A 19067-nucleotide genomic window follows, 5' to 3' on the forward strand; every position below is an offset into this window, starting at 1 on the left:
CGTAAGCCGCCTACTGCGGCGGGCCTCCTACGGTGCCGGGGCGCCTACTGCGCCAGCCGTTGCCCGGTCCACGGGCCCGGAATGTTCGACGGCGACGCGAGGCTTCCGGAGGTCAGGTCCCAGTACTGTACGACGTCGGACGCCCTTCGCAGGGCCAGTCCGGTGGAGTTCAGTCCGGTAACGTCCCGCAGCGGCCTGAGGCCCGTGACGTCTCCCCAACCGGTGGCGACGGTAGCCCTGCCTTCCGCGCGCAGTGCGGTGGTGCCCCAGCCGCGGTGCAGCTGGACGGAGCCGTCAGTCCGGAGTGCAAGGATGTCCTGGAACCCGTCGGCGTCGTAATCCACCATGGACAGCTTCCGTGCGGCGCCGATGGAGCCGACGAGCGCCCGCGCGGAGAGGTCGCCCAGGCCCTTGTTGGGATACAGGTAGAGGTTTCCCGCCCCGTCCAGGGCAAGAATCTGGGGAAGCCTGTTGTTGGCACACCATCCGCCGACGGCGAGGGTAAGGGTTTCCCACCCTCCGCTTCCCAGGGTGGCGGGCGGCTGGAATCCGCCGGCGGCAATGCCGCGGTGGAGGGTCAGGGTGCCGCTGTTCCACTGCGTGACGAGGTCATAGGCGCCGTCCCTGTCCCAGTCGGTGGTGAATACTTCCTTGGCGCCGGCAAAACCTGAGCCGATGACCTTGGCAGCGGCAAAGGTGCGCGCGCCGGTGGCTGCGCGTGCCAGGAGCTGGCCGGAGGAGTCGACGGTCACCAGGTCTCCGGGCCCCTTGATGGCCGCTGCGGAGAGGTCAAGCGTGGGCGGCATGTGCCGTACCGGGGCATCGCACACGGTGGGCGGCGGCGCCGGGAAGGGTGTGCTGGACCCGGTTCCGCCGGGGGAATTGGTGGTACCGGCGGGAAGGGTGGTGTAGCCGAAGAAGTTCACCACGCCCCAGATCTTGTACGTGCGGTCCGTAAAGCTGATCCCGGCCCCCATGACGTTGAAGCGCGGGTCGAGGAGCATGGCGTTGTGGCCGGGGGAGCCTTTCCACCATTCCACCAGCAGCGCCGCGTCCCGGTCCGTGCGGATGGCGATGACCTCGCCGGCGCCGTTGTTGGGACTTAGGGCGCGCTGGTCCGTCCAGAAACTGGCGCGGTGCTCGATGACCTCGCGGGTTGCGATGCTGTCCGACCATTCCTGTGCCAGCGCCGCCACTGTTGCGTTGTATTTCACTGGGTTCAGGCCCTTGGACGCCCGGTACTCGTTGATCCGGTTGAACACCGTGAGGATGGCGGCTGCGTTGCTGTCCGGAATGAGGGCTTCCGGTGCGGGAACGGCCGCAAGGGATTCCGGAGCCGCCTGGCGGGACGCCGGGGGGGAGGCGAGTTCGTCGTCCGGTGCCCAGAGGGGAGGTATGGACGGGACCTCGGGTGCCGGCTCCTCGGAGGCCGGAACGGGTGCCGGTGCTGCGGGCTCGGGGGAATCCTCAACGGTGCCGGCGGACGGACTGGTTGCCGGAGCGGATGCCAGGGGTTCCGCCGCCACAGGTCCTACCGCAACTGGTTCCGCCGCCAGGGGGTCCGTGGGTGATGCCGGCCGGATGTCCGGTTCAACCGCGGGGGCGAGCGGGGACCCGCCGGAGTCCGCGCCGGAGGATGACCCGGCGCTGTCGTTTATGGCCGAAGCGCCCAGGGTGACGCTGCTGGGCCCTGTTGCGCTCACTGGCGGCCCTGCGGCCGGGACCGGGGGCGTGCCCGCCGATGAGGAGAGCAGCGCTAACGCCAAGAACACGCCAATAAAAGAGGGCGCGGCCAATCTATTCACAACATCCCCAGCTCTGTTGGGCCATCCGGGAGACCATCCGGCGCCTGAATCACTGCTGTAACAGTAGCCCCACCAGGGCTCTGCAACAACGAAAAAATGTTGCTGTGGATAACTGCCCAGGAGTGGCCATACGGTAATTTGGGACGGTGCTGATCTCTGACCGCGATATTCGTGCCGAAATAGACTCCCAGCGGATCGTGCTCGAGCCGTACGATCCGGCGATGGTTCAGCCGTCGTCCGTGGATGTTCGGATCGACAAGTTCTTCCGCTTGTTTGATAACCACAAGTACGCCCACATCGACCCCGCCGAGGAACAGCCGGAGCTTACGCGGCTTGTGGAGGTGGAACCGAACGAGCCTTTCATCCTGCACCCGGGCGAGTTCGTCCTGGGGTCCACGTATGAGACCGTCACGCTGCCGGACGACATCGCGGCGCGCCTGGAAGGCAAGTCCTCCCTGGGCCGGCTGGGCCTCCTGACCCACTCCACGGCCGGGTTTATCGACCCGGGATTCTCAGGCCACGTAACCCTGGAACTGTCCAACATGGCCACCCTGCCCATCAAGCTGTGGCCGGGCATGAAGATTGGCCAGCTGTGTTTCTTCAGGCTGACGTCCTCTGCGGAGCATCCCTATGGTTCGGGCGAATACGGCAACCGGTACCAGGGCCAGCGCGGCCCTACCGCGAGCCGCAGCCACCTGAACTTCCACCGCACGGAGATTTAGCAGGCAGCGAAGCGCCCGCGCCGGGCCCACGCAGGGGCAACGGCGGCCTCAGGCGTTGGCGGCCACGCCAGCGGGCGGCTGGGCGGCCCTGACAGGCCCCACAAACCGGGCGGCCAGCGGACCCACAACCGCCATCAGCAGGACATACGCGGTGGCAAGCGCCGCCAGTTCGCCGGGGACCGCCCCGGAAGCAACCGCCAGCCCCGCAATGACGATGGAAAATTCACCGCGTGCGATCAGCGTGGCTCCGGCGCGCAGGCGGCCGGGCCGGGCAATGCCGGCGCGCTTGGCCGCCCAGATGCCCGTCGCCATTTTGGTGGCGGCCGTGATGACGGCCAGCACCAGGGCCCAGCCAAGGACCGGCGGGATGGATGCGGGATCCGTATTGAGCCCGAACGCCACAAAGAAGATGGCGGCAAACAGGTCCCGCAGCGGCTCGAGGATGCGCGTCGCGTTGTGCGCCGTCGCGCCTGAAATTGCGATGCCGAGCAGGAACGCACCCACCGCGGCGGAAACCTGCATGGCCGAGGCTATCCCGGCCACCAGCAGCGCGGCGCCCAGCACGTTAAGGAGGAATACTTCCGAGTTCTCGCTGTGGACGGCCTTGGACACGTGGTGCCCGTGCCGCAGCGCCACCATCAGCACCACACTCACCACTGCCAGGGCGATGCCAACGCTGGTGAGTCCGCCGAGGAAGCTGACGCCGGCCAGGATGGTGGTCAGCACGGGAAGGTAGACGGCCATGGCCAGGTCCTCGAACACCAGGATGGACAGCACCACCGGTGTTTCCCGGTTGCCTATCCGGCCCAGGTCGGTGATGACCTTGGCTGCAATCCCCGATGAGGAGATGTAGGTGACGCCGCCCAGCACCATGGCGCCCACCCCGCCCCAGCCCAGCACATAGGCCAGGGCAGCACCGGGCAGGAAGTTCAGGACCAGGTCCAGCACGCCGCCCTGCCAGGAGCGGCGCAGTCCGGTGAAGAGTTCCGTCGCGGTATATTCCAGCCCGAGCATAAGCAGGAGCAGGATCACCCCGATCTCACCGGAGACGTGCGCAAATTCCTTCATGCCGTCGAGCTTGACGATGCCGCCGGCACCGAACGCGAGTCCGCCCAGGAGGTAGAGCGGGATGGGGGACATTCCGACCCGTCCGGCCAGCCTGGCCAACAGGCCAAGGCAGAACACAACGGCCCCCAGTTCAATGAGGGTCAGGGCCAACGGGTCCATGGCGACCTATCCGTGACGCAGGATATCGGCCGCCGCGTCGAGGCCTTCCTGGGTACCCACTGCCACCAGCAGGTCGCCGGTATGGAGGACGACGTCGGGTCCCGGCGACGGGAGCACCTCGCCTTCGCGCATGATCGCCACGATGGAGACGCCGCACCGGGTGCGGATGCACGCCTTGCCCATGGGCTGGTTCTGGAAGGGGGAGTCCGGAGCGATGGAGAACTGCCGGGTGACGATTCCCGGCACGTCCTTGTGCTCCTCTGTAAGTTTCATGGCCAGGTGCTGCCCGCCCAGGAGATTGCCGAGGGTGGCTGCTTCCTCGGTGGTGAGGGGAATGGATGCCTGGCAGGTGTCCGGATCATCCCAGGCCGAGACAATGAGTTCGGTCTGGCCCTCTCGCCGCTCCACCACGCCGATCCGGCGGCCTGAGGCGGTCATGAAATCCTTGCGCCGGCCCAGACCGGGAAGGTTGGTTTCGTCCACGTTCATGGTTCCAGACTAGTCTGCCTGGCCATGGTTGGGCGCGGGCCCCGAGGATTCCCGCAGGACCAGCCGCATGCCCGGAGGACCGGGCTCCGGAGCGGGCGCGCTTCCCGGGTTCAACGCTGCGAGCAGCTGTTCCATGGCCCGGCTGCCTTGGGCCTCCAGGTCCATGTGGACGGTGGTCAGGGACGGGACCAGGAAAGCGGATTCGGGATGGTCGTCCCAGCCGACGACGCTGATATCGGCGGGAACCCTGAGGCCATGATCGTGCAGGGCACGGATGGCCCCGATGGCCAGGTGGTCGTTCGCGGCGAAGATGGCAGTGAAGGAGGGTTTGGCCAGGAGGATTTGCGCGGCGGCGTATCCGGAGGCGGCGCTCCACTCCGCTTCGGCCACCCCGCCGTCTTCAAGCCCGGCGTCGTGCACCGCCTTGCGGTAAACGGCCAGGCGGTTGCGGGCTGCGGGCCATTCCTGCGGGCCCGCGATATGGGCGATCCGCCGGTGGCCGAGGCCGGCAAGGTGCTCCACAATGGCCTGCGCCGCAGAGCCGTCCGAAATGCGGCCCTGGCCGCGCATCTTGTCGTCATACTCGCCGGCCACCACCACGGGGATGCGTTCCTGCGCCTGCAGGAGGTCCGTCCCGGGAATGGGCACGAAGGACAGCGCCCCCGCGAAAGGCCCGCCGTCCAGGATGCGGCGGAGCCGCTCCGTCCGCTCCGGACCGGCCCCTTCCAGGGCGACGACGTCCAGGTGGTATCCGGCTTCCCGGGCGGTTGCGGCCGCGCCGTTGAGCATCCGGGATGGAAAGTATGGCGAGGATCCGGGCACCAGTGCCAGGAGCCGGTAGGCAGCCTTGGTCCGCAGCGATCGGGCGGTGAGGTTGGGCGAGTAGTTCAGTTCCGCCATGGCCCGTTCCACCTTCTCCGACGTGGAGGCCTTCAGCTTGGAGCGGTCAGCCATGTACCGGGAGACAGTCTGGTGCGAGACGCCGGCCAGCCTCGCCACTTCGTAGATCGTTGCTGCACGGGCAGGCGGCCGGGTTTCGGCGGGGGACGGCGTCACAGCCTGGAATCCTCCCACGTGGTGAGGCGCCCGCACATACCGAACCCCTCACCCGCGCGCTGTTCGGAACTGGCTACCGCTGCCCCGGCCAGGGACACGGCCGAGCCGTCTGCCAGTTCGCGGAGTGCCTGCTCCGTTGCCAGGACCTGGCTTTGGACGTTCGCTGCCCAGAGTTCCTTCCACTGCCCGACGCGCGGACGGACCAGGCGGGCGGCCGCACGGTGGAACTCCTGGAGCGCCGGAGTGCCCTCCCGGAGCACGGATGTATGCAGTTCGGCGTATCCTTCCAGGGCGAGGTCGCGCCGCCTCCGCGCTGCCGCGGCAACGTCGCTTTCCTCCGCATCCCGGGGCAGCAGGGCGTGCGCCGCGTACAGGTCCGGGTCCTGGAGGATGCGGCGTGGAAACGTCAGGACGGCGTCTCCGGCCTCAGGCAGGCCCGCGTTGGACATGATCACGTTGAGCGTGAGGCCGCCCCTGTTCACCAGCCGGTGGATGGTGCCGGGGCTGAACCACACCAGCGATCCTGCCGCCAGCCCATGTTCCTGGACGCCTCCCATCGAAAGGGTGTGCACCTCTCCCGTGCCGGCCGTGACCACGTACGCCTCGGAAGACACCGTGTGGAGGTGCGGGGATCCGCCGCACAAGCCGTCGGCGGATTCCCAGTCGTACACCCGAAGCCCGGTAACTGCAGTGCCGCCGGGAAAGCCCGGCGCCGGGGGGAGCTGGTCCATCCGGTCCACCGGCCAGCCGTTCATGTCACTGCCGGGGACGCCGGGGCAGCCACCAGGATGCCGCGGGCGGCCGTTGCCAGTGCTTCCGCCCTGTCCTGGTCCGATGCGCCGTCCGCAACCACAACGCCGTACCGGAAACGCAGTGTGGCTCCTGCCTGGAACAGGACTTCCTTGCTGAAGAACGGGGCAGGGCCCATGCAGGCAAACGGCTCGGACCGGGCGAACCACTCAGGCTCCGGATGCACGCTGCCGGGATCGTCAACCATCACCAGCGTTGAATAGCGGCAGGTTTCATCGTGCTGCCCCACGAAGGAAAGCCAGGGGGCCCGCTGGCCGCGGAGCTCCTCGCCGGTGGCGCCGCCGGGTCCCATGATGGTCCCGCCCGCGAAGGAGCGGGGGCCGCGCCAGAACAGCCCGCCGTATCCTGCGTTCCCACGGCCCTCCGTGGTGGGGGAACCGATGTGGATGTCCTCGCCGGACACGTTGGTCATGGCGGTGTCGAAGACGAGGGTGTAGCTGGCGTCCGTCCCCGGCACTACCCGGAAGGACCGCTCCTCCTCGACCACGAGCGAGTCCTGCTGGGTCATCCACTGCAGCCTGTGCGCAAAACTGAACGTGCCGTCGTCGTCCGCTGCCTTGGTGGTTTCCAGGTGCCGCATGGCGCCGTTGTTGGGCAGCCACTGGTAGTCCTGGCCGCGCCGGTAGCTGGGGCCGCCCCAGAAGTTGTCCGGGCCAAGGTGCGGCAGGGACCAGGCGATGCCTTTGTGCCACACATGGTCGTGCGGGCGGTAGGCGCTCACCAGGTCGCCTCCCCTGGTGCGGACCGGATGGAAGTACGGCCGGGGCGATTCCGCGTGGGGATCGTCGGCGGCGTAGGTGTAGGTAAGGACGGGCACACCGTCCAGCGAGATTTCGACGGCGGCGCCATTGTCCGTCCAGCCGAGCTGGTGGGCGGGGGCTGGGGCGGCAGTTGTTCCGGGGGCGGTGCTCATGCGTGGCTCTTTTCCAGTTTCCAGGGTTCCAGCCGGCCGTCGGCACGGTCGAAGAACGGGTTTCCTTCAGTGATGTCGCCGCGGCGGACGGTTTTGCCGGTGATCGCGGAAGCGTAGATTGCGGCGGCGAGCTCCATGGTGGGGTAGGCGTCAGCGAGCGTGACCGGTGGAACGGTCCCGGTGCTGACGGCTTCGATGATCCGGGCATATTGCGCGGAGTGGCCGCTGGGTGCGCTGGCCGGGCCGTCCGCCCACGCAGCGGTGAGGTGCTCCTGGCCGGGTGCCGGGGTGAAGCGCCAGTTCGAGTCGTCGTAGCCATAGAGGTGTTCGAGTTCCACGGTGGCATGCTCGTAGTCGAACCGCAGCTGGGAGGTTTCCCGGGGCGAGATCACGGAGTTGATGACGGTGGTCAGCGCGCCTGATTCGAACCGCACGATGGCGGTGGAGACGTCCTCTGTCTCCGTCCGGCGGGCCAGCTTTCCGGCGAATGCCGTCACTTCCTGCCAGGGTCCCCACAGGTGGAGAAGGAGATCGAACTGGTGGATGCCGTGCCCCATGGTGGGTCCGCCGCCCTCAACGTCCCACTGGCCGCGCCACGGAACGTCAAAGTACGCCTGGTCCCGGAACCAGAGAGTGTTGCAGAACCCGGTGAGCGGGCTGCCCAGGGCTCCGGACTCCTGCAGGTCCGCCAGCTTGCGGGCGCCCGTACCAAAGCGGTGCTGGAAGATGCAGCTCACCCGCCTGCCCGTGGCGCGTTCCGCTTCCTGGAGCTCCCGCAGCTGCCGGAGCGACAGGGCGGGCGGCTTCTCCAACACCACGTCCATGCCCAGCGCCATGGCTTCCAGGGCCACGGGGGCGTGCGACGACGGCGGCGTGCAGACGGCGACCAGGTCCAGTCCGGTTTCCGCTGCGGCGGCCAGGGTGGGGGCGGTCTGGCCGACACCCACCTTTTCCGCAAATTCTGTTGCCCTGTGGGGGTCGATATCCACCGCCACCACGAGCTCCGCGCCCGCCAGCTTCAGGGCCTCCGCATGGGCATGGGCAATGCCGCCCGTGCCGATGATTCCAACGCGGGGGCGATGTTGGGCCTGTGTCATGGTGCTCCTCGTCATTGAAAGGATTCATGTTATCGATCACAATTATGTGATCGATAACATCAGGCGTCAAGAGGTCAGCGGGGAGCCCCACGCAGAGCCTGCGGGATGTCAGGCGGCAGGCACGACGGCGATGGGCGCCTGGTCCGGCGACTTGACGGGCAGCAGGACGAGCAGTCCGGCCAGCAGCACTACCATGATGCCCAGGATGCCCCAGCGCTGCGCCTCGCCCGGCGCCACCAGCGGAGCCGCCAGGGTGATGCTGAGGGAGAAGAGCGCTGGTGCCAGGAAACTGACGGCGCGGCCGGTGGTGGCGTAGAGGCCGAAGAGTTCGCCGGACTCGCCGTGCGGGGCCAGCCTGGCCAGGTAGGCGCGTGATGACGCCTGGGCGGGCCCCACGAACAGGCACAGGAATAGCCCGAACACCCAGAAGGTGGTGCTGCCGGCCCAGGCCATGCCCAGGAAGGTGTAGTCGCCGTTGCCGAGCACCAGGATGACGCTGCCCGCAACCAGGAGGCCCACCAGCGAGCCGATGATCACCCGCTTGGGGCCGATCCGGTCGTCCAGCAGGCCGCCAAGCACTGCACCCACTGCGGCCACGACGTTGCCGAAGATGGCGAAGAAAATGACCTCGGACAGCTCAAAGCCAAAGGTTCCCGCAGCGATGATTCCGCCGAAGGTAAAGACGGCGGCCAGTCCGTCCCGGAAGACTGCGCTGGCCAGCAGGAAGTAGATGGTGTGGGGGCTGGTGGCGTAGATGGCCTTGATCCGGCGGAAAAGCAGCCCGTAGCTGGCTGGCAGGCCCAGCCGCTTCGCCTGGGCGGCGCGGGGAAGCTCCGGAACGGCGAACAGCACGGGAAGGGCGAAAACGAAGAACCAGAGGGCCGAGAAAACAGCCACCAGCCGGATGTTCAGGCTGTCCTCGGTGGACGCGCCGAACCAGTCGAAGCTGGGCTGGACGAACAGTTGGAGGACGATCAGCAGGGCAACGATCCCGCCCAGGTAGCCCGCGCCCCAGCCGAATCCGCTGACCTTGCCGATGTTCCGCGGCGTGGAGATCTGGGCGAGCATGGCGTTGTAATTGACACCCGCGAACTCGAAGAACACGTTGCCCAGGGCTATTAGGGATACTCCGAGCAGCAGGAATTCCGGCCGCGGGAAGACGAAGAAGCACAGGGCAGTGAGGATGGCGACGGCGGCCGTGTTGACTCCCAGCCACAGCTTGCGCCGGCCGCCTGCGTCGGAGCGCTGGCCGGTGACAGGAGCAAGCAGGGCAATCGCCAGGCCGGCAACTGCCAGCGCACCTCCCAGGACCGCCGAGGCCTGGTCTTCCCCGCCGAAGGCGTTGGAGGTGAGGTAGACGGTGAAGACGAACGTTGTCATCACGGCGTTGAAGGCTGCGGATCCCCAGTCCCATGAGGCCCACGCCAGGATGCGGCCTGTGCTGGTGCGCTGGTTCCCGGACTCAAGTTCCGAGGACGGCTGCGTTGCCCCTGGAGCGCTGGCGCTGTTCATAGGATGCATCGTATCCGCCCGTGGCGAACAGGAGGCGGAGCGAACCCCCGGGGATACCGGGCTCCGCGCCGGGCGGGGCATCGTGCGGGGCGGGTCGGGTGCCGGGGCCTTGATAAACTGGACCCTCCCGGACCCAACGAATGAACCGCCTGCTCCAACTTTGACAATCGAATCCCTGACGTTGCGGAGATACCAGTGATAACAGTCCTTGCCGTGCACTTTTCGGTGGCTGTGCTGGCTCCGTTCCTCTTCAGGGCCTGGGGCCGCAACGCGTTCTATGCACTGGCAGCTGTTCCTGCCGCGTCCTTCATTTGGCTGCTGCTGCAGCACGGTCCGGTCTACGCCGGAACGGGGTCCATCAGCGAAACGGTCCCCTGGATTCCCGGGCTCCAACTCGAACTCGCCTTCCGCATGGACGCGCTGGCCTGGGTCATGTCCCTGCTGGTGCTGGGCGTCGGGTCGCTGGTGCTGGTTTATTGCGCCAGGTACTTCAAGAAAAAAGACCAGGACCTCGGTGCCTTCGGTGCGCAGCTGCTGGCCTTTGCCGGCGCCATGTTCGGCCTGGTTGCCGCGGATGACCTGCTGCTGCTGTTCATTTTCTGGGAACTGACCACCATCCTGTCCTACCTCCTGATCGGATTCGCCCGCACCAGGTTGGCGGCGCGGCGGTCCGCCCTGCAGGCACTCATGGTCACCACTGCCGGCGGGCTGGCCATGCTGGTGGGACTCATCATGCTGGGCCACACGGCCGGCACCTACCGCATTTCAAGCATCCTGGAGCAGGCGCCCGCCCTCACAAGCGGAGCCTCCGGCGCCATGGTGAGCGCCGCCGTCGTACTGATCCTGGTGGGCGCCATTACCAAGTCCGCCCTGGTCCCGTTCCACTTCTGGCTCCCCGGCGCCATGGCGGCGCCCACGCCGGTCAGCGCCTACCTGCACGCCGCTGCGATGGTGAAGGCGGGAATCTACCTGGTTGCCAGGCTTGCGCCCGGGTTCTCCGAAACGGCGTACTGGCAGCCGGTGGTGCTGGGCCTGGGCCTGGCCACCATGCTGGTGGGCGGCTACCGGGCGCTGCGCCAGACCGACATCAAGCTCATCCTCGCCTACGGCACCGTCAGCCAGCTGGGCTTCCTCACCATGGTGGTGGGCCTGGGCACGCCGGACGCGGCGCTCGCAGGGCTCGCAATGCTCCTGGCCCACGGGCTGTTCAAGGCCACCCTGTTCCTGGTGGTGGGCATTATCGACCACCAGTCAGGAACGCGCGACGTCCGGAAGCTGTCCGGCGTGTTCCGGTCCTCCCGCGCGCTCGGAGTGGTGGCCGCCATTGGCGCTGCTTCCATGGCCGGAGTTCCCCCGCTGGCCGGGTTCGTGGCCAAGGAATCGGTGCTGGAGTCCTTCGTCCACCACGCCGGAGACGAAGCAGCCGGGCCGTGGGGCACGGTGGTCCTGGCCGGCCTGGTCCTGGGATCCATCCTTACCTTCGCCTACAGCGCTCGCTTCATGTGGGGCGCATTTGCCGTCAAGCCCGGCGTGGAGCCCACGCCCTTCAAGGCCATCAGGCCCGCTTTCCTCGCAGCGCCGGCCATCCTCAGCCTGTTGACCATCGTCTACGGGCTGTGGCCGGCACCAGTTGACTCCTGGATCCAGCCGTACGCCGCCCTGTTTGCCTCCACCGCTCCCGACGCCGGAACGGCCGCTGAACAGGCCGGGTACCTTGCGCTGTGGCACGGCTTCACGCCGGCGCTCGGCCTGACGGCCCTCACGTTCGCGCTGGGCCTGGCGATGTACTTTGGCCGCGACGCAGTCTCGCGGGCACAGTCCCTGGTCCCGCCGTGGGTGGACGGGGACAAGGCGTACCAATACACCATCGGCGGGCTGGATGACGCAGCGGTGTGGATCACCGGACGCACGCAGCGCGGTTCGCTGTACTACTACCTGGCCGTCATCCTCAGCGTCGCCTTCGTCCTGCCCCTGTCAGTGATCCTGGTGACCGGAAAGCCGCTTCCGGACGGCATCTACCTGGTTGACCCCGGCTCCCCACTCCAGCTCGTGGTGGGTGCGGGCATCGTGATCGGCGCCCTGGCAGCCGTCAAGGCCAACAAGCGGTTCCTGGCTGTCCTGATGGTTTCCGTCACGGGTTACGGCATCGCCCTGATGTTCGCGCTCCAGGGTGCCCCGGACCTGGCACTGACGCAGATGCTGGTGGAAACCATCATCCTGGTGGCTTTCGTGCTGGCGATGCGAAGCCTGCCCCCCGAGCTCCGCGACCGGACCGGCGGCAAGTACCGGGTGGTGCGCGTGATCATCGGCCTGGGCTTCGGCGTCACCATGGTGTTCGCCGCGATTTACGCCATGGGAGCACGGATAGCAACACCCGTGTCCCTGGAATTTCCGCGGCTCGCGTACGAGGGCGGCGGCGGATTGAACATCGTCAACGTGACGCTCGTGGACATCCGCGCCTGGGACACCTTCGGTGAAATCACCGTTCTGGCGCTGGCAGCCACCGGCGTAGCGAGCCTCATCTTCGTCCGCGGCCGCGGCGACAGGATCCTCAACTCCGCCACCGTTGCGGAAGGAACCGTGGGCCGCCATCGGGGGGTTGACCCGGGAAGCCGGGACGCGGCGGCGCTGGCCGTCAGCCGGAAGTTCGCGGCGTCTGCCCGGGATGCGTGGATCGTGGCCGGCCGGACCCTGGCCCCCGAACGCCGGTCCATCATTTTCGAGGTGGTCACCCGGCTGATCTTCCACTCCATGATCATGTTCTCGCTGTACCTCCTGCTGGCCGGCCACAACCTTCCCGGCGGCGGCTTCGCAGGCGGGCTGACAGCCGGCCTGGCCCTGACCATCCGGTACCTGGCCGGAGGACGGTTTGAACTCCGCGAGGCCACCCCGGTGAGCGCCGGTGCCCTGCTGGGAATCGGGCTGGCCGTGGCTGCAGCCTCCGGCGCAGTGCCGCTGCTGCTGGGCGGCCAGGTGTTCCAGACCGCCATCATCGAGCTGTGGCTTCCGGTGTTCGGCGACATCAAATTCGTCACCTCCACCATTTTCGATATCGGCGTATACATCGTGGTGGTGGGCCTGGTGCTGGACGTCCTGCGGAGCCTGGGCGCCGAAATCGATGAACACTTTGAACAGCGTTCCGCTGTGGGTGGCCGAACTCCCGGCGAGGAGCAGGAATTCGCGGGCGACGACTCCGCCTCACCGTCCGCACGGGAGCAGGGGCCTGACGGCGTCGCCTCCGAGACCACCGCAAAGGGCCAACCATGAGCGTAAACCTGACCCTCCTGATCGTGATGGGGGCCCTGTACGCCTGCGGGATCTACCTGGTGCTGGAACGCAGCCTCACGCGTGTCCTGCTGGGGCTGATGCTCCTGGCCAATTCCACCAACCTGCTGATTCTGGCCACCGGCGGATATTCAGGGCTCGCGCCCTTGTACTCAAAGGACACTGCCGCCGGGGAATACAACGATCCCCTTCCGCAGGCCCTGATCCTGACGTCCATCGTCATTTCCTTTGCCGTCACCTCTTTTATGCTGGGCATCATTTACCGCACGTGGGTGCTGGCACGCCGTGACGAGATCCAGGACGACGTGGAAGACCTCCGCGTTGCCGAGACTCCGAGCTTCGATGCAGAGGACGACGCCGAGGTCCCTGCCGAGACCTCAGAGTTCCCGCTCACCATGCTGGGCACCGACGGCCACAGCGTCTCCAACCACAGCGTTTCCGACGACGGCGCCTCCGGCCAGGGTTCCTTGAGCGGCGGCACCTCGCAGGACGGCGCTGCCGGGCATGCCACGTCCGACGACGGCGCTGCCGGGACAACGCTGCTGGCCGGCGGCCGCGAGATGGCGGCCGAGCAGGCAGCCTCCGAAGAAAAACCCGGCTCCACCAATGTGGCCCCTGGCCCGGAAGGAGGCGGAAAGTGAACCTCGCAAGCCTTGCCCCGCTCGCCGTCGTACTTCCCATCCTGGGCGCCGCCCTGACCTTCATGCTGATCCGCCATTCACGGGCCCAGCGCGCGATGAGCATCGCCCTGCTCTCCCTCACGCTTCTGCTGGAATGCCTCCTGCTGGCCTCCGTCTGGGACGGCGGCACGTTTGCCGTAACGCTGGGCGGCTGGCTGCCGCCGTGGGGCATCGTGCTGGTGGTGGACCAGTTCTCGTCGCTGATGCTGGTGGTCTCCTCGGCGGTGAGCCTTGCCGTGCTGGTGTACGCCACCGGGCAGGGCATGGCCGACGGCGACCAGGATGCGCCCGTCTCGATCTTCCACCCCACCTACCTGATCCTGGTGGCGGGCGTCTCCAATGCGTTCCTTTCCGGGGACCTCTTCAACCTTTACGTCGGGTTCGAGATCCTGCTGACGGCAAGCTACGTGCTGATGACGCTGGGCGGCACCGGACCCCGCATCCGGGCAGGCGTCACCTATGTGGTGGTGTCCGTGGTGTCCTCGGTGCTGTTCCTCATCTCGATCGCCATGGTCTACGGCGCCACCGGAACCATCACCATGGCGGACCTGGCCATCAAGCTCGGTGAGCTGGACCAGGGCACCAGGACGCTGCTGCACGTGATGCTGCTGGTGGCGTTCGGCATCAAGGCCGCCGTTTTTCCGCTGTCCTTCTGGCTGCCGGACTCCTACCCCACGGCGCCGGCTCCGGTCACTGCCGTGTTCGCGGGCCTGCTCACCAAGGTGGGTGTCTACGCCATGGTGCGCACCGAGACGCTGCTGTTCCCCGGGGACTCACTGAACACCCCGCTGATGGTTGCCGCATTACTGACCATGGTGGTGGGAATTTTGGGCGCCCTGGCGCAGAGCGACATCAAACGTCTGCTCTCGTTCACCCTGGTGAGCCACATCGGCTACATGGTTTTTGGCCTGGCCATGTCCTCCGTGGCGGGGCTTGGCGCGGCCGTCTTCTACGTGGTGCACCACATCACCATCCAGACTTCCCTCTTCCTGGTCACAGGGCTGATCGAACGCCGGGGCGGCAGCTCCTCCGTGGACCGGCTGGGCGGGCTCGCCAAGCTGTCCCCGCTGCTGGCACTGCTCTTCTTCGTGCCCGCCATGAACCTGGCCGGGATCCCGCCATTCTCCGGATTCCTGGGGAAGGTGGGGCTCATGCAGGCCGGCGTTGAACTGGGAACACCGCTGGCATACGTGCTGGTGATCGGCGGGGTGCTGACCAGCCTGCTGACCCTGCTGGCCGTAGCAAGGGTGTGGAACCGTGCGTTCTGGCGCAGGCCTTCCGACGCCGAACACCCGGATCCTGTGCTGCTGGCCACGCCTGCCGCCCGCGTTACCGGGCCGGGAGCCAAACCGAACACCGTCACCCTGCTGCCGCGCACCATGGTGGGCTCCACCATCGGGCTGGTGGTCCTGGGCGTCGGACTGACTGTGTTCGCGGGGCCGCTGTTCATGGTCTCTGACCAGGCCGCGCACGACATGCTGGACAGGTCCTCCTACATCCAGGCAGTCCTGGGCGAGGACACCGACGTCCCACTGGTCCTTACCGCAGGGGGAGGGAAATGAGCCGCCGGCGCATTTCACTGCGCCAGGAGCTTCCGCTCCTGGTGTGGCTGGTCATTGTCTGGGGGGCCCTGTGGCAGGACTTCAGCCCGGGCAACCTCCTGTTCGGGGCCCTGCTGTCAGTTGCCGTGGCACGGCTGTTCTACCTTCCCCCGGTGGAGCTCAGCGGACGCTTCAACATCCTGTATGCCATTCCCTTTGCGCTGATGTTCCTGGCCAAGGTGGTGATGGCCAGCATGCAGCTCCTGTACCTTGCCGTGCGGCGGGGTCCCAGGGTGAAGAATGCTGTTGTGGCGGTGACCCTGCGCAGCCACCAGGACCTCCTGGTCACAGCCACGGGCCACGTGATTTCACTGATACCCGGATCACTGGTGGTTGAGGTGGACCGGTCAACATCCACCCTCTACCTGCACGCGCTGAACATCAGCTCCCCGCAGGAAGTCGAAAACCTGAAGAACGAGGTGCTGTCCATCGAAGCGGGACTGATCAGGATCATGGGTACCAGGGATGAGCTTGAGATTTTGCGAACGGAGGCGGCCGCATGATGCAGGTTGTCCTGGCAGTGACCGCCGTGATCTTCTCGCTCGCAGCCGTCGGCGCCATCATCAGGATCTCCCGCGGCCCGTCGCTGCTGGACCGGGTGCTGGCCACGGATGTCCTGCTGGCCATCCTGGGTGGGGCCCTGTGCGTGGACATGGCCGTCAACCGGCACCTGAACAACCTGATGCTGGTGGTGGCCATCTCGATCATCGGCTTCATCGGGTCCGTGACGGTGGCCAGGTTTGTGGCAGACCGGAGGGAGCAGCCCAATGAGTCCTGATTCCACTGGCCTGGATGCCTGGGTGGACGTGCTGTCCGCGGTGTTCATGATTGTTGGGGCCACCATGTCACTGGGGGCGGCCATCGGCCTGCTGCGGTTCCCCGACCTCCTGAGCCGCATGCATGCCGCCACCAAGCCCCAGGTACTGGGGCTGTTCCTGCTCCTGGCATCCATCGGACTGCAGATGCGCACCTGGTGGGTGTGGCCCGTGCTGCTGGTGGCCTGGATCTTCCAGCTGCTCACCGTGCCGGTCTCTGCGCACATGGTGGGCCGTGCGGGTTACCGTACCAAGCACCTGCACCGCGAACTCCTCACCTCCGACGAGCTGGAGGCCGTGGTGCAAAAAGCCGCCGCCAAAGCCGCCCGTGAGGACGGTTCCGGCGACGGCTGAGTGCTGGTGAGGGTGGCCCCGCGAGCGGGAGCGGTAGAAACAGCCCGGTTGGCCGGGGCTATTGGGGCTGGACTGCGTGCTAGACGATGTCCTGGCTCTTGGCGAACCTGGTGATGGCCCGCTGGGTGCCGCGGTTGGCCAGGACCTGGATGATGGTGCTGACAGAGGCCGAGATCAGCGCGAACGTCAGCGCGGACTGCAGGCTCGTGGGGACGTCCTCGTCCTTGCCGGTAGGCGGCTTGCGCCCGGTGGACTTTTCCCAGATGGTGTTGACCAGCTTGGTGCCGACGAAGCCGGCGCCGAGGCTCACGCCGGTGCCGAGCAGCTTGATGAAAAGGTTCATTCCTTAGTACTCCTTGCGGGCGGAAAACGGGCTGTTCCTAGCCTATCTGGCGTTTGCCGGGTCCCTTGCCCAGCGTGCCGCGTCGCTTGTTCAGTCTGACGGGGGTTCGGTGCGGAACTTGATCATCTTGTGGGTGCCGTCGCAATAGGGCTTGATGGCTGAGGCGCCGCACCGGCACAGCGCCACGGTTTTGCGGTCACGGGGAACCGGTTCGCCGGAGGGCGTGACGAGCTCAAAGTCGCCGCGCACAATAAGGGGCCCGTCGGGGCAAACCACAATGGAGCTCTCGGTGGGTTCCTGGTTCATCTTTGCTCCTGCTGCGGATTGCTGGGAAATTTGGTGGAAGTCTTTGTTGCTGCCTGCGTAGGGCCTTCAGTGGTGTTCATGGCCTGATGCTCAGGCCGCAGCAGGCAATGCCTGCCTCAGCGAGGTCCCGCCGTTTTCCCAGGACTGCAGGATGTGCGCGGACAGCCTGCCGTCCACGGCCATGACCGCGGTGGCTCCGAACAGGACGTCCGCCAGCAGGTGGGGTTCGGCCTCAACCAGCCCGCCCGCAAGGTCCCGGCCGGCAATCTGCTCGTGGACGGCGTCGGCCTCCACGTGCTCGTCGAAGTAGTGGGTGACGTCCGTATCGAATCCATGCCGTCGGAAGCCCCTGCCGTACAGGCGGTTGGGCTGGGAGGACGTCATCTCATAGATGGCCAGATGCCCCGTGATGGCTCCCCGCAACCGGCGGTTCAGGCCGAACAGGGACATCAGGTTCACAGCAGCGAGGGAGACCGCGGGGACGGCGTCCACGTATGCCCCGTACCGGTCCTCCATTCCCAGGCCCCGCATGGTGCGGGCAAAAAGGGCGCTGTGCATCCGCTCGGGCCGTCCACCGCCGTACTCGTCCGCCTGGATTTCCACCAGTGCCGCTTTCGGCCTGCCGGAGAGCCGCGGGATGGCGAAGGTGTGCGGGTCGGCTTCCTTCAGCTGGTAGATGGACTTGTGGATCAGGAATTCCTTGAGCTGGCCCAGGCTGGCCTTCCGGGCCACATACCGGGAGAGGCTGGGGCCGGTGTCGCGTGCAGCCAGGCCGAACAGGATGTCTGCCACTGCGTCGCTGGTGACACCGGGTCCGGCGGGAAGGTCCAGGTCACCGGCGGCGGCCGCGGCAGCCTCCCGGAGCGCGGCTTCGAACGGTTTTTCCAGCAGCTGGCGCACCCGGATCAGTTCCGGGGCCCACTCCCATTCGTCACCCACGCCCTCAAGGCCCGAGTAGTGGAGCTCGTAGAGGCAGAAGAGCGTCAGCTGGAGGTCGTCGTCGCCAATGATGTCCAGGGTTTCGGGAAGATGGCCGGCCACCGTCCGGTGCAGGGCCTCAAGGGCGCCCCCGTCCGTGCGCGGCAGCTCCGCGAGGGTGCTGAATAATGCGGCGCTGACGGGACCCCGTGCTGCTGGGATTTTCATGGTGCTCCTTCAGGTCTGGCGTGTGCCGGTTCCGTGCCCCCTGCACTGGGGGCCGGAAGATGGTGGTCAGCGGCCGCTGGTGCCGGGCGCTGGAGACGAGGCGATGCTGGAGGTGCCGGCGTCGGAGCCGTCTCCCGCAGCGGCCGGGTCTGGTCCACGGGCGAGCATGATGGCCAGGGCAATCATGGCCAGGCCAAGAACCAGGTGGAGCCAGTTGTCGGCATCGTTTGCGGGGAGGAAGTTCGCCGGAGTGGTGTCACCGACCAGGAGGCCGTACAGCCAGAGGATTAGGTAGATGACGCCTCCGTAGATGAGGAAGTTCCGTGCCTGCGGGTGCGAGCGCGACATGAGGACGCCGGTAAGTCCAAAGAGCAGGTGCACGGCGTTGTGGAGGACGGACACCTGGAAGATCCCGAGCAGCAGCGCTCCTGATCCGTGCCCGGCCAGGTGGAGCGCGTCATAGTGTGAGGTGACGCCGGGAATGAATCCCAGGATGCCGGCCAGGCAGAACACGGCGCCCGTTGCGAGCGCAGCCTTCTGCAGGCCTGTTCGGGCGCCTACCCGGCGGATGCTGGCTGACATGTGCTGTACTCCTCAAACCCTGGAGACAACATAGTAAGCATGATTACTAAATAATTGCTAAGCAGGCTTTGTATTCTGCCGGTGTTTGTGCGCCGGCCACTAGCCTTCCGGGCCGGCCCATGAGTAGGGGTTTGTGTACGGACCTCCGCGGCGGCCGTGGTCGTAGCCTTGCTGCCAGGACTTCCCGACGGCGGACACCAGTTCCGCCAGCAGGGAATAGTAGGGGTGGTCCGGGCCGATGAAAATCATCTCGTCCCAGGCTTTGTCCAGCGCCGCCCGGACCTGGTTCTCGGTTGCTGGACCGGTCACGACGCCCTCCTGGAT

The 19067-nt window shown here is 66.8% G+C and carries 20 protein-coding genes; 7 read left to right on the forward strand and 13 right to left on the reverse strand.

The window, feature by feature from the left end:
- Window positions 1-44: 44 nt before the first annotated feature.
- Window positions 45-1772 carry a CAP domain-containing protein gene (locus tag IEX33_RS13460; protein ID WP_188730985.1) on the reverse strand — a complete coding sequence of 576 codons (1728 nt, stop codon included), beginning with the start codon at window positions 1770-1772 and terminating at the stop codon, window positions 45-47.
- Between the two features lie 179 nt (window positions 1773-1951).
- Between IEX33_RS13460 and dcd the strand changes: the two genes are divergently transcribed.
- Window positions 1952-2527 carry a dCTP deaminase gene (gene dcd, locus IEX33_RS13465; RefSeq protein WP_104188486.1) on the forward strand — a complete coding sequence of 192 codons (576 nt, stop codon included), beginning with the start codon at window positions 1952-1954 and terminating at the stop codon, window positions 2525-2527.
- A gap of 48 nt (window positions 2528-2575) precedes the next feature.
- Here the strand turns inward: dcd and IEX33_RS13470 are convergent, their stop codons facing one another.
- From IEX33_RS13470 to IEX33_RS13500, 7 genes are all read right to left on the reverse strand, one after another.
- Complete coding sequence (locus IEX33_RS13470; protein ID WP_188730987.1) at window positions 2576-3754, reverse strand: cation:proton antiporter; 1179 nt, start codon at window positions 3752-3754, stop codon at window positions 2576-2578.
- A 6-nt stretch (window positions 3755-3760) separates the two neighbouring features.
- A complete protein-coding gene (locus tag IEX33_RS13475) occupies window positions 3761-4243 on the reverse strand; it encodes a cation:proton antiporter regulatory subunit (RefSeq protein WP_104188492.1) in 483 nt (160 codons plus the stop codon).
- Between the two features lie 9 nt (window positions 4244-4252).
- The gene (locus IEX33_RS13480; RefSeq protein ID WP_188730990.1) at window positions 4253-5299 is read right to left on the reverse strand and encodes a LacI family DNA-binding transcriptional regulator; all 1047 of its coding nucleotides are present in this window, start codon (window positions 5297-5299) and stop codon (window positions 4253-4255) included.
- Window positions 5296-6054 carry a cupin domain-containing protein gene (locus IEX33_RS13485; protein ID WP_229675382.1) on the reverse strand — a complete coding sequence of 253 codons (759 nt, stop codon included), beginning with the start codon at window positions 6052-6054 and terminating at the stop codon, window positions 5296-5298. The genes IEX33_RS13480 and IEX33_RS13485 overlap by 4 nt, the downstream gene beginning before the upstream one ends.
- Window positions 6051-7022, reverse strand: a complete 972-nt coding sequence (locus IEX33_RS13490; RefSeq protein ID WP_188730994.1) for a DUF6807 domain-containing protein — start codon at window positions 7020-7022, stop codon at window positions 6051-6053. The genes IEX33_RS13485 and IEX33_RS13490 overlap by 4 nt, the downstream gene beginning before the upstream one ends.
- Window positions 7019-8119 (reverse strand): Gfo/Idh/MocA family protein, encoded by a 1101-nt coding sequence (locus IEX33_RS13495; RefSeq protein WP_188730995.1) that lies wholly within the window; start codon window positions 8117-8119, stop codon window positions 7019-7021. Before IEX33_RS13495 ends, IEX33_RS13490 begins: the two co-directional genes overlap by 4 nt.
- Before the next feature lie 108 nt (window positions 8120-8227).
- On the reverse strand, window positions 8228-9631 hold the full coding sequence (locus IEX33_RS13500; RefSeq protein ID WP_188730998.1) for an MFS transporter: 1404 nt from the start codon (window positions 9629-9631) through the stop codon (window positions 8228-8230).
- Window positions 9632-9826: 195 nt separating this feature from the next.
- Between IEX33_RS13500 and IEX33_RS13505 the strand changes: the two genes are divergently transcribed.
- Genes IEX33_RS13505 through mnhG form a run of 6 tightly spaced genes read left to right on the forward strand, consistent with a single transcriptional unit; the run spans window position 9827 to window position 16366 of the window.
- Window positions 9827-12898: a Na+/H+ antiporter subunit A gene (locus IEX33_RS13505; RefSeq protein ID WP_188730999.1), complete on the forward strand. Its 3072-nt coding sequence runs from the start codon at window positions 9827-9829 to the stop codon at window positions 12896-12898.
- Window positions 12895-13557, forward strand: a complete 663-nt coding sequence (locus IEX33_RS13510) for a Na(+)/H(+) antiporter subunit C (RefSeq protein WP_188731001.1) — start codon at window positions 12895-12897, stop codon at window positions 13555-13557. The genes IEX33_RS13505 and IEX33_RS13510 overlap by 4 nt, the downstream gene beginning before the upstream one ends.
- Window positions 13554-15158, forward strand: a complete 1605-nt coding sequence (locus IEX33_RS13515; RefSeq protein WP_188731004.1) for a Na+/H+ antiporter subunit D — start codon at window positions 13554-13556, stop codon at window positions 15156-15158. The genes IEX33_RS13510 and IEX33_RS13515 overlap by 4 nt, the downstream gene beginning before the upstream one ends.
- On the forward strand, window positions 15155-15700 hold the full coding sequence (locus IEX33_RS13520; RefSeq protein WP_188731006.1) for a Na+/H+ antiporter subunit E: 546 nt from the start codon (window positions 15155-15157) through the stop codon (window positions 15698-15700). Before IEX33_RS13515 ends, IEX33_RS13520 begins: the two co-directional genes overlap by 4 nt.
- A complete protein-coding gene (locus tag IEX33_RS13525; RefSeq protein WP_104188512.1) occupies window positions 15697-15975 on the forward strand; it encodes a monovalent cation/H+ antiporter complex subunit F in 279 nt (92 codons plus the stop codon). Before IEX33_RS13520 ends, IEX33_RS13525 begins: the two co-directional genes overlap by 4 nt.
- Window positions 15965-16366, forward strand: coding sequence for a monovalent cation/H(+) antiporter subunit G (gene mnhG, locus IEX33_RS13530; RefSeq protein ID WP_104188514.1), 402 nt, complete (start codon window positions 15965-15967; stop codon window positions 16364-16366). The genes IEX33_RS13525 and mnhG overlap by 11 nt, the downstream gene beginning before the upstream one ends.
- 79 nt (window positions 16367-16445) lie before the next feature.
- On the opposite strand, the gene IEX33_RS13535 is transcribed toward mnhG, so the two are convergent.
- The 5 genes from IEX33_RS13535 to IEX33_RS13555 form a co-directional block, all read right to left on the reverse strand.
- Window positions 16446-16709, reverse strand: coding sequence for a DUF4235 domain-containing protein (locus IEX33_RS13535; RefSeq protein ID WP_066279890.1), 264 nt, complete (start codon window positions 16707-16709; stop codon window positions 16446-16448).
- Between the two features lie 90 nt (window positions 16710-16799).
- The gene (locus tag IEX33_RS13540) at window positions 16800-17015 is read right to left on the reverse strand and encodes a CDGSH iron-sulfur domain-containing protein (protein WP_104188623.1); all 216 of its coding nucleotides are present in this window, start codon (window positions 17013-17015) and stop codon (window positions 16800-16802) included.
- Window positions 17016-17105: 90 nt separating this feature from the next.
- The gene (locus IEX33_RS13545) at window positions 17106-18161 is read right to left on the reverse strand and encodes an iron-containing redox enzyme family protein (RefSeq protein WP_188731008.1); all 1056 of its coding nucleotides are present in this window, start codon (window positions 18159-18161) and stop codon (window positions 17106-17108) included.
- A 66-nt stretch (window positions 18162-18227) separates the two neighbouring features.
- Window positions 18228-18743 carry a DUF4383 domain-containing protein gene (locus IEX33_RS13550; protein ID WP_188731010.1) on the reverse strand — a complete coding sequence of 172 codons (516 nt, stop codon included), beginning with the start codon at window positions 18741-18743 and terminating at the stop codon, window positions 18228-18230.
- Window positions 18744-18842: 99 nt separating this feature from the next.
- A complete protein-coding gene (locus IEX33_RS13555) occupies window positions 18843-19052 on the reverse strand; it encodes a hypothetical protein (protein WP_104188520.1) in 210 nt (69 codons plus the stop codon).
- Window positions 19053-19067: the final 15 nt, after the last annotated feature.

This window comes from Pseudarthrobacter scleromae (assembly GCF_014644515.1).
Classification (GTDB): domain Bacteria; phylum Actinomycetota; class Actinomycetes; order Actinomycetales; family Micrococcaceae; genus Arthrobacter; species Arthrobacter scleromae.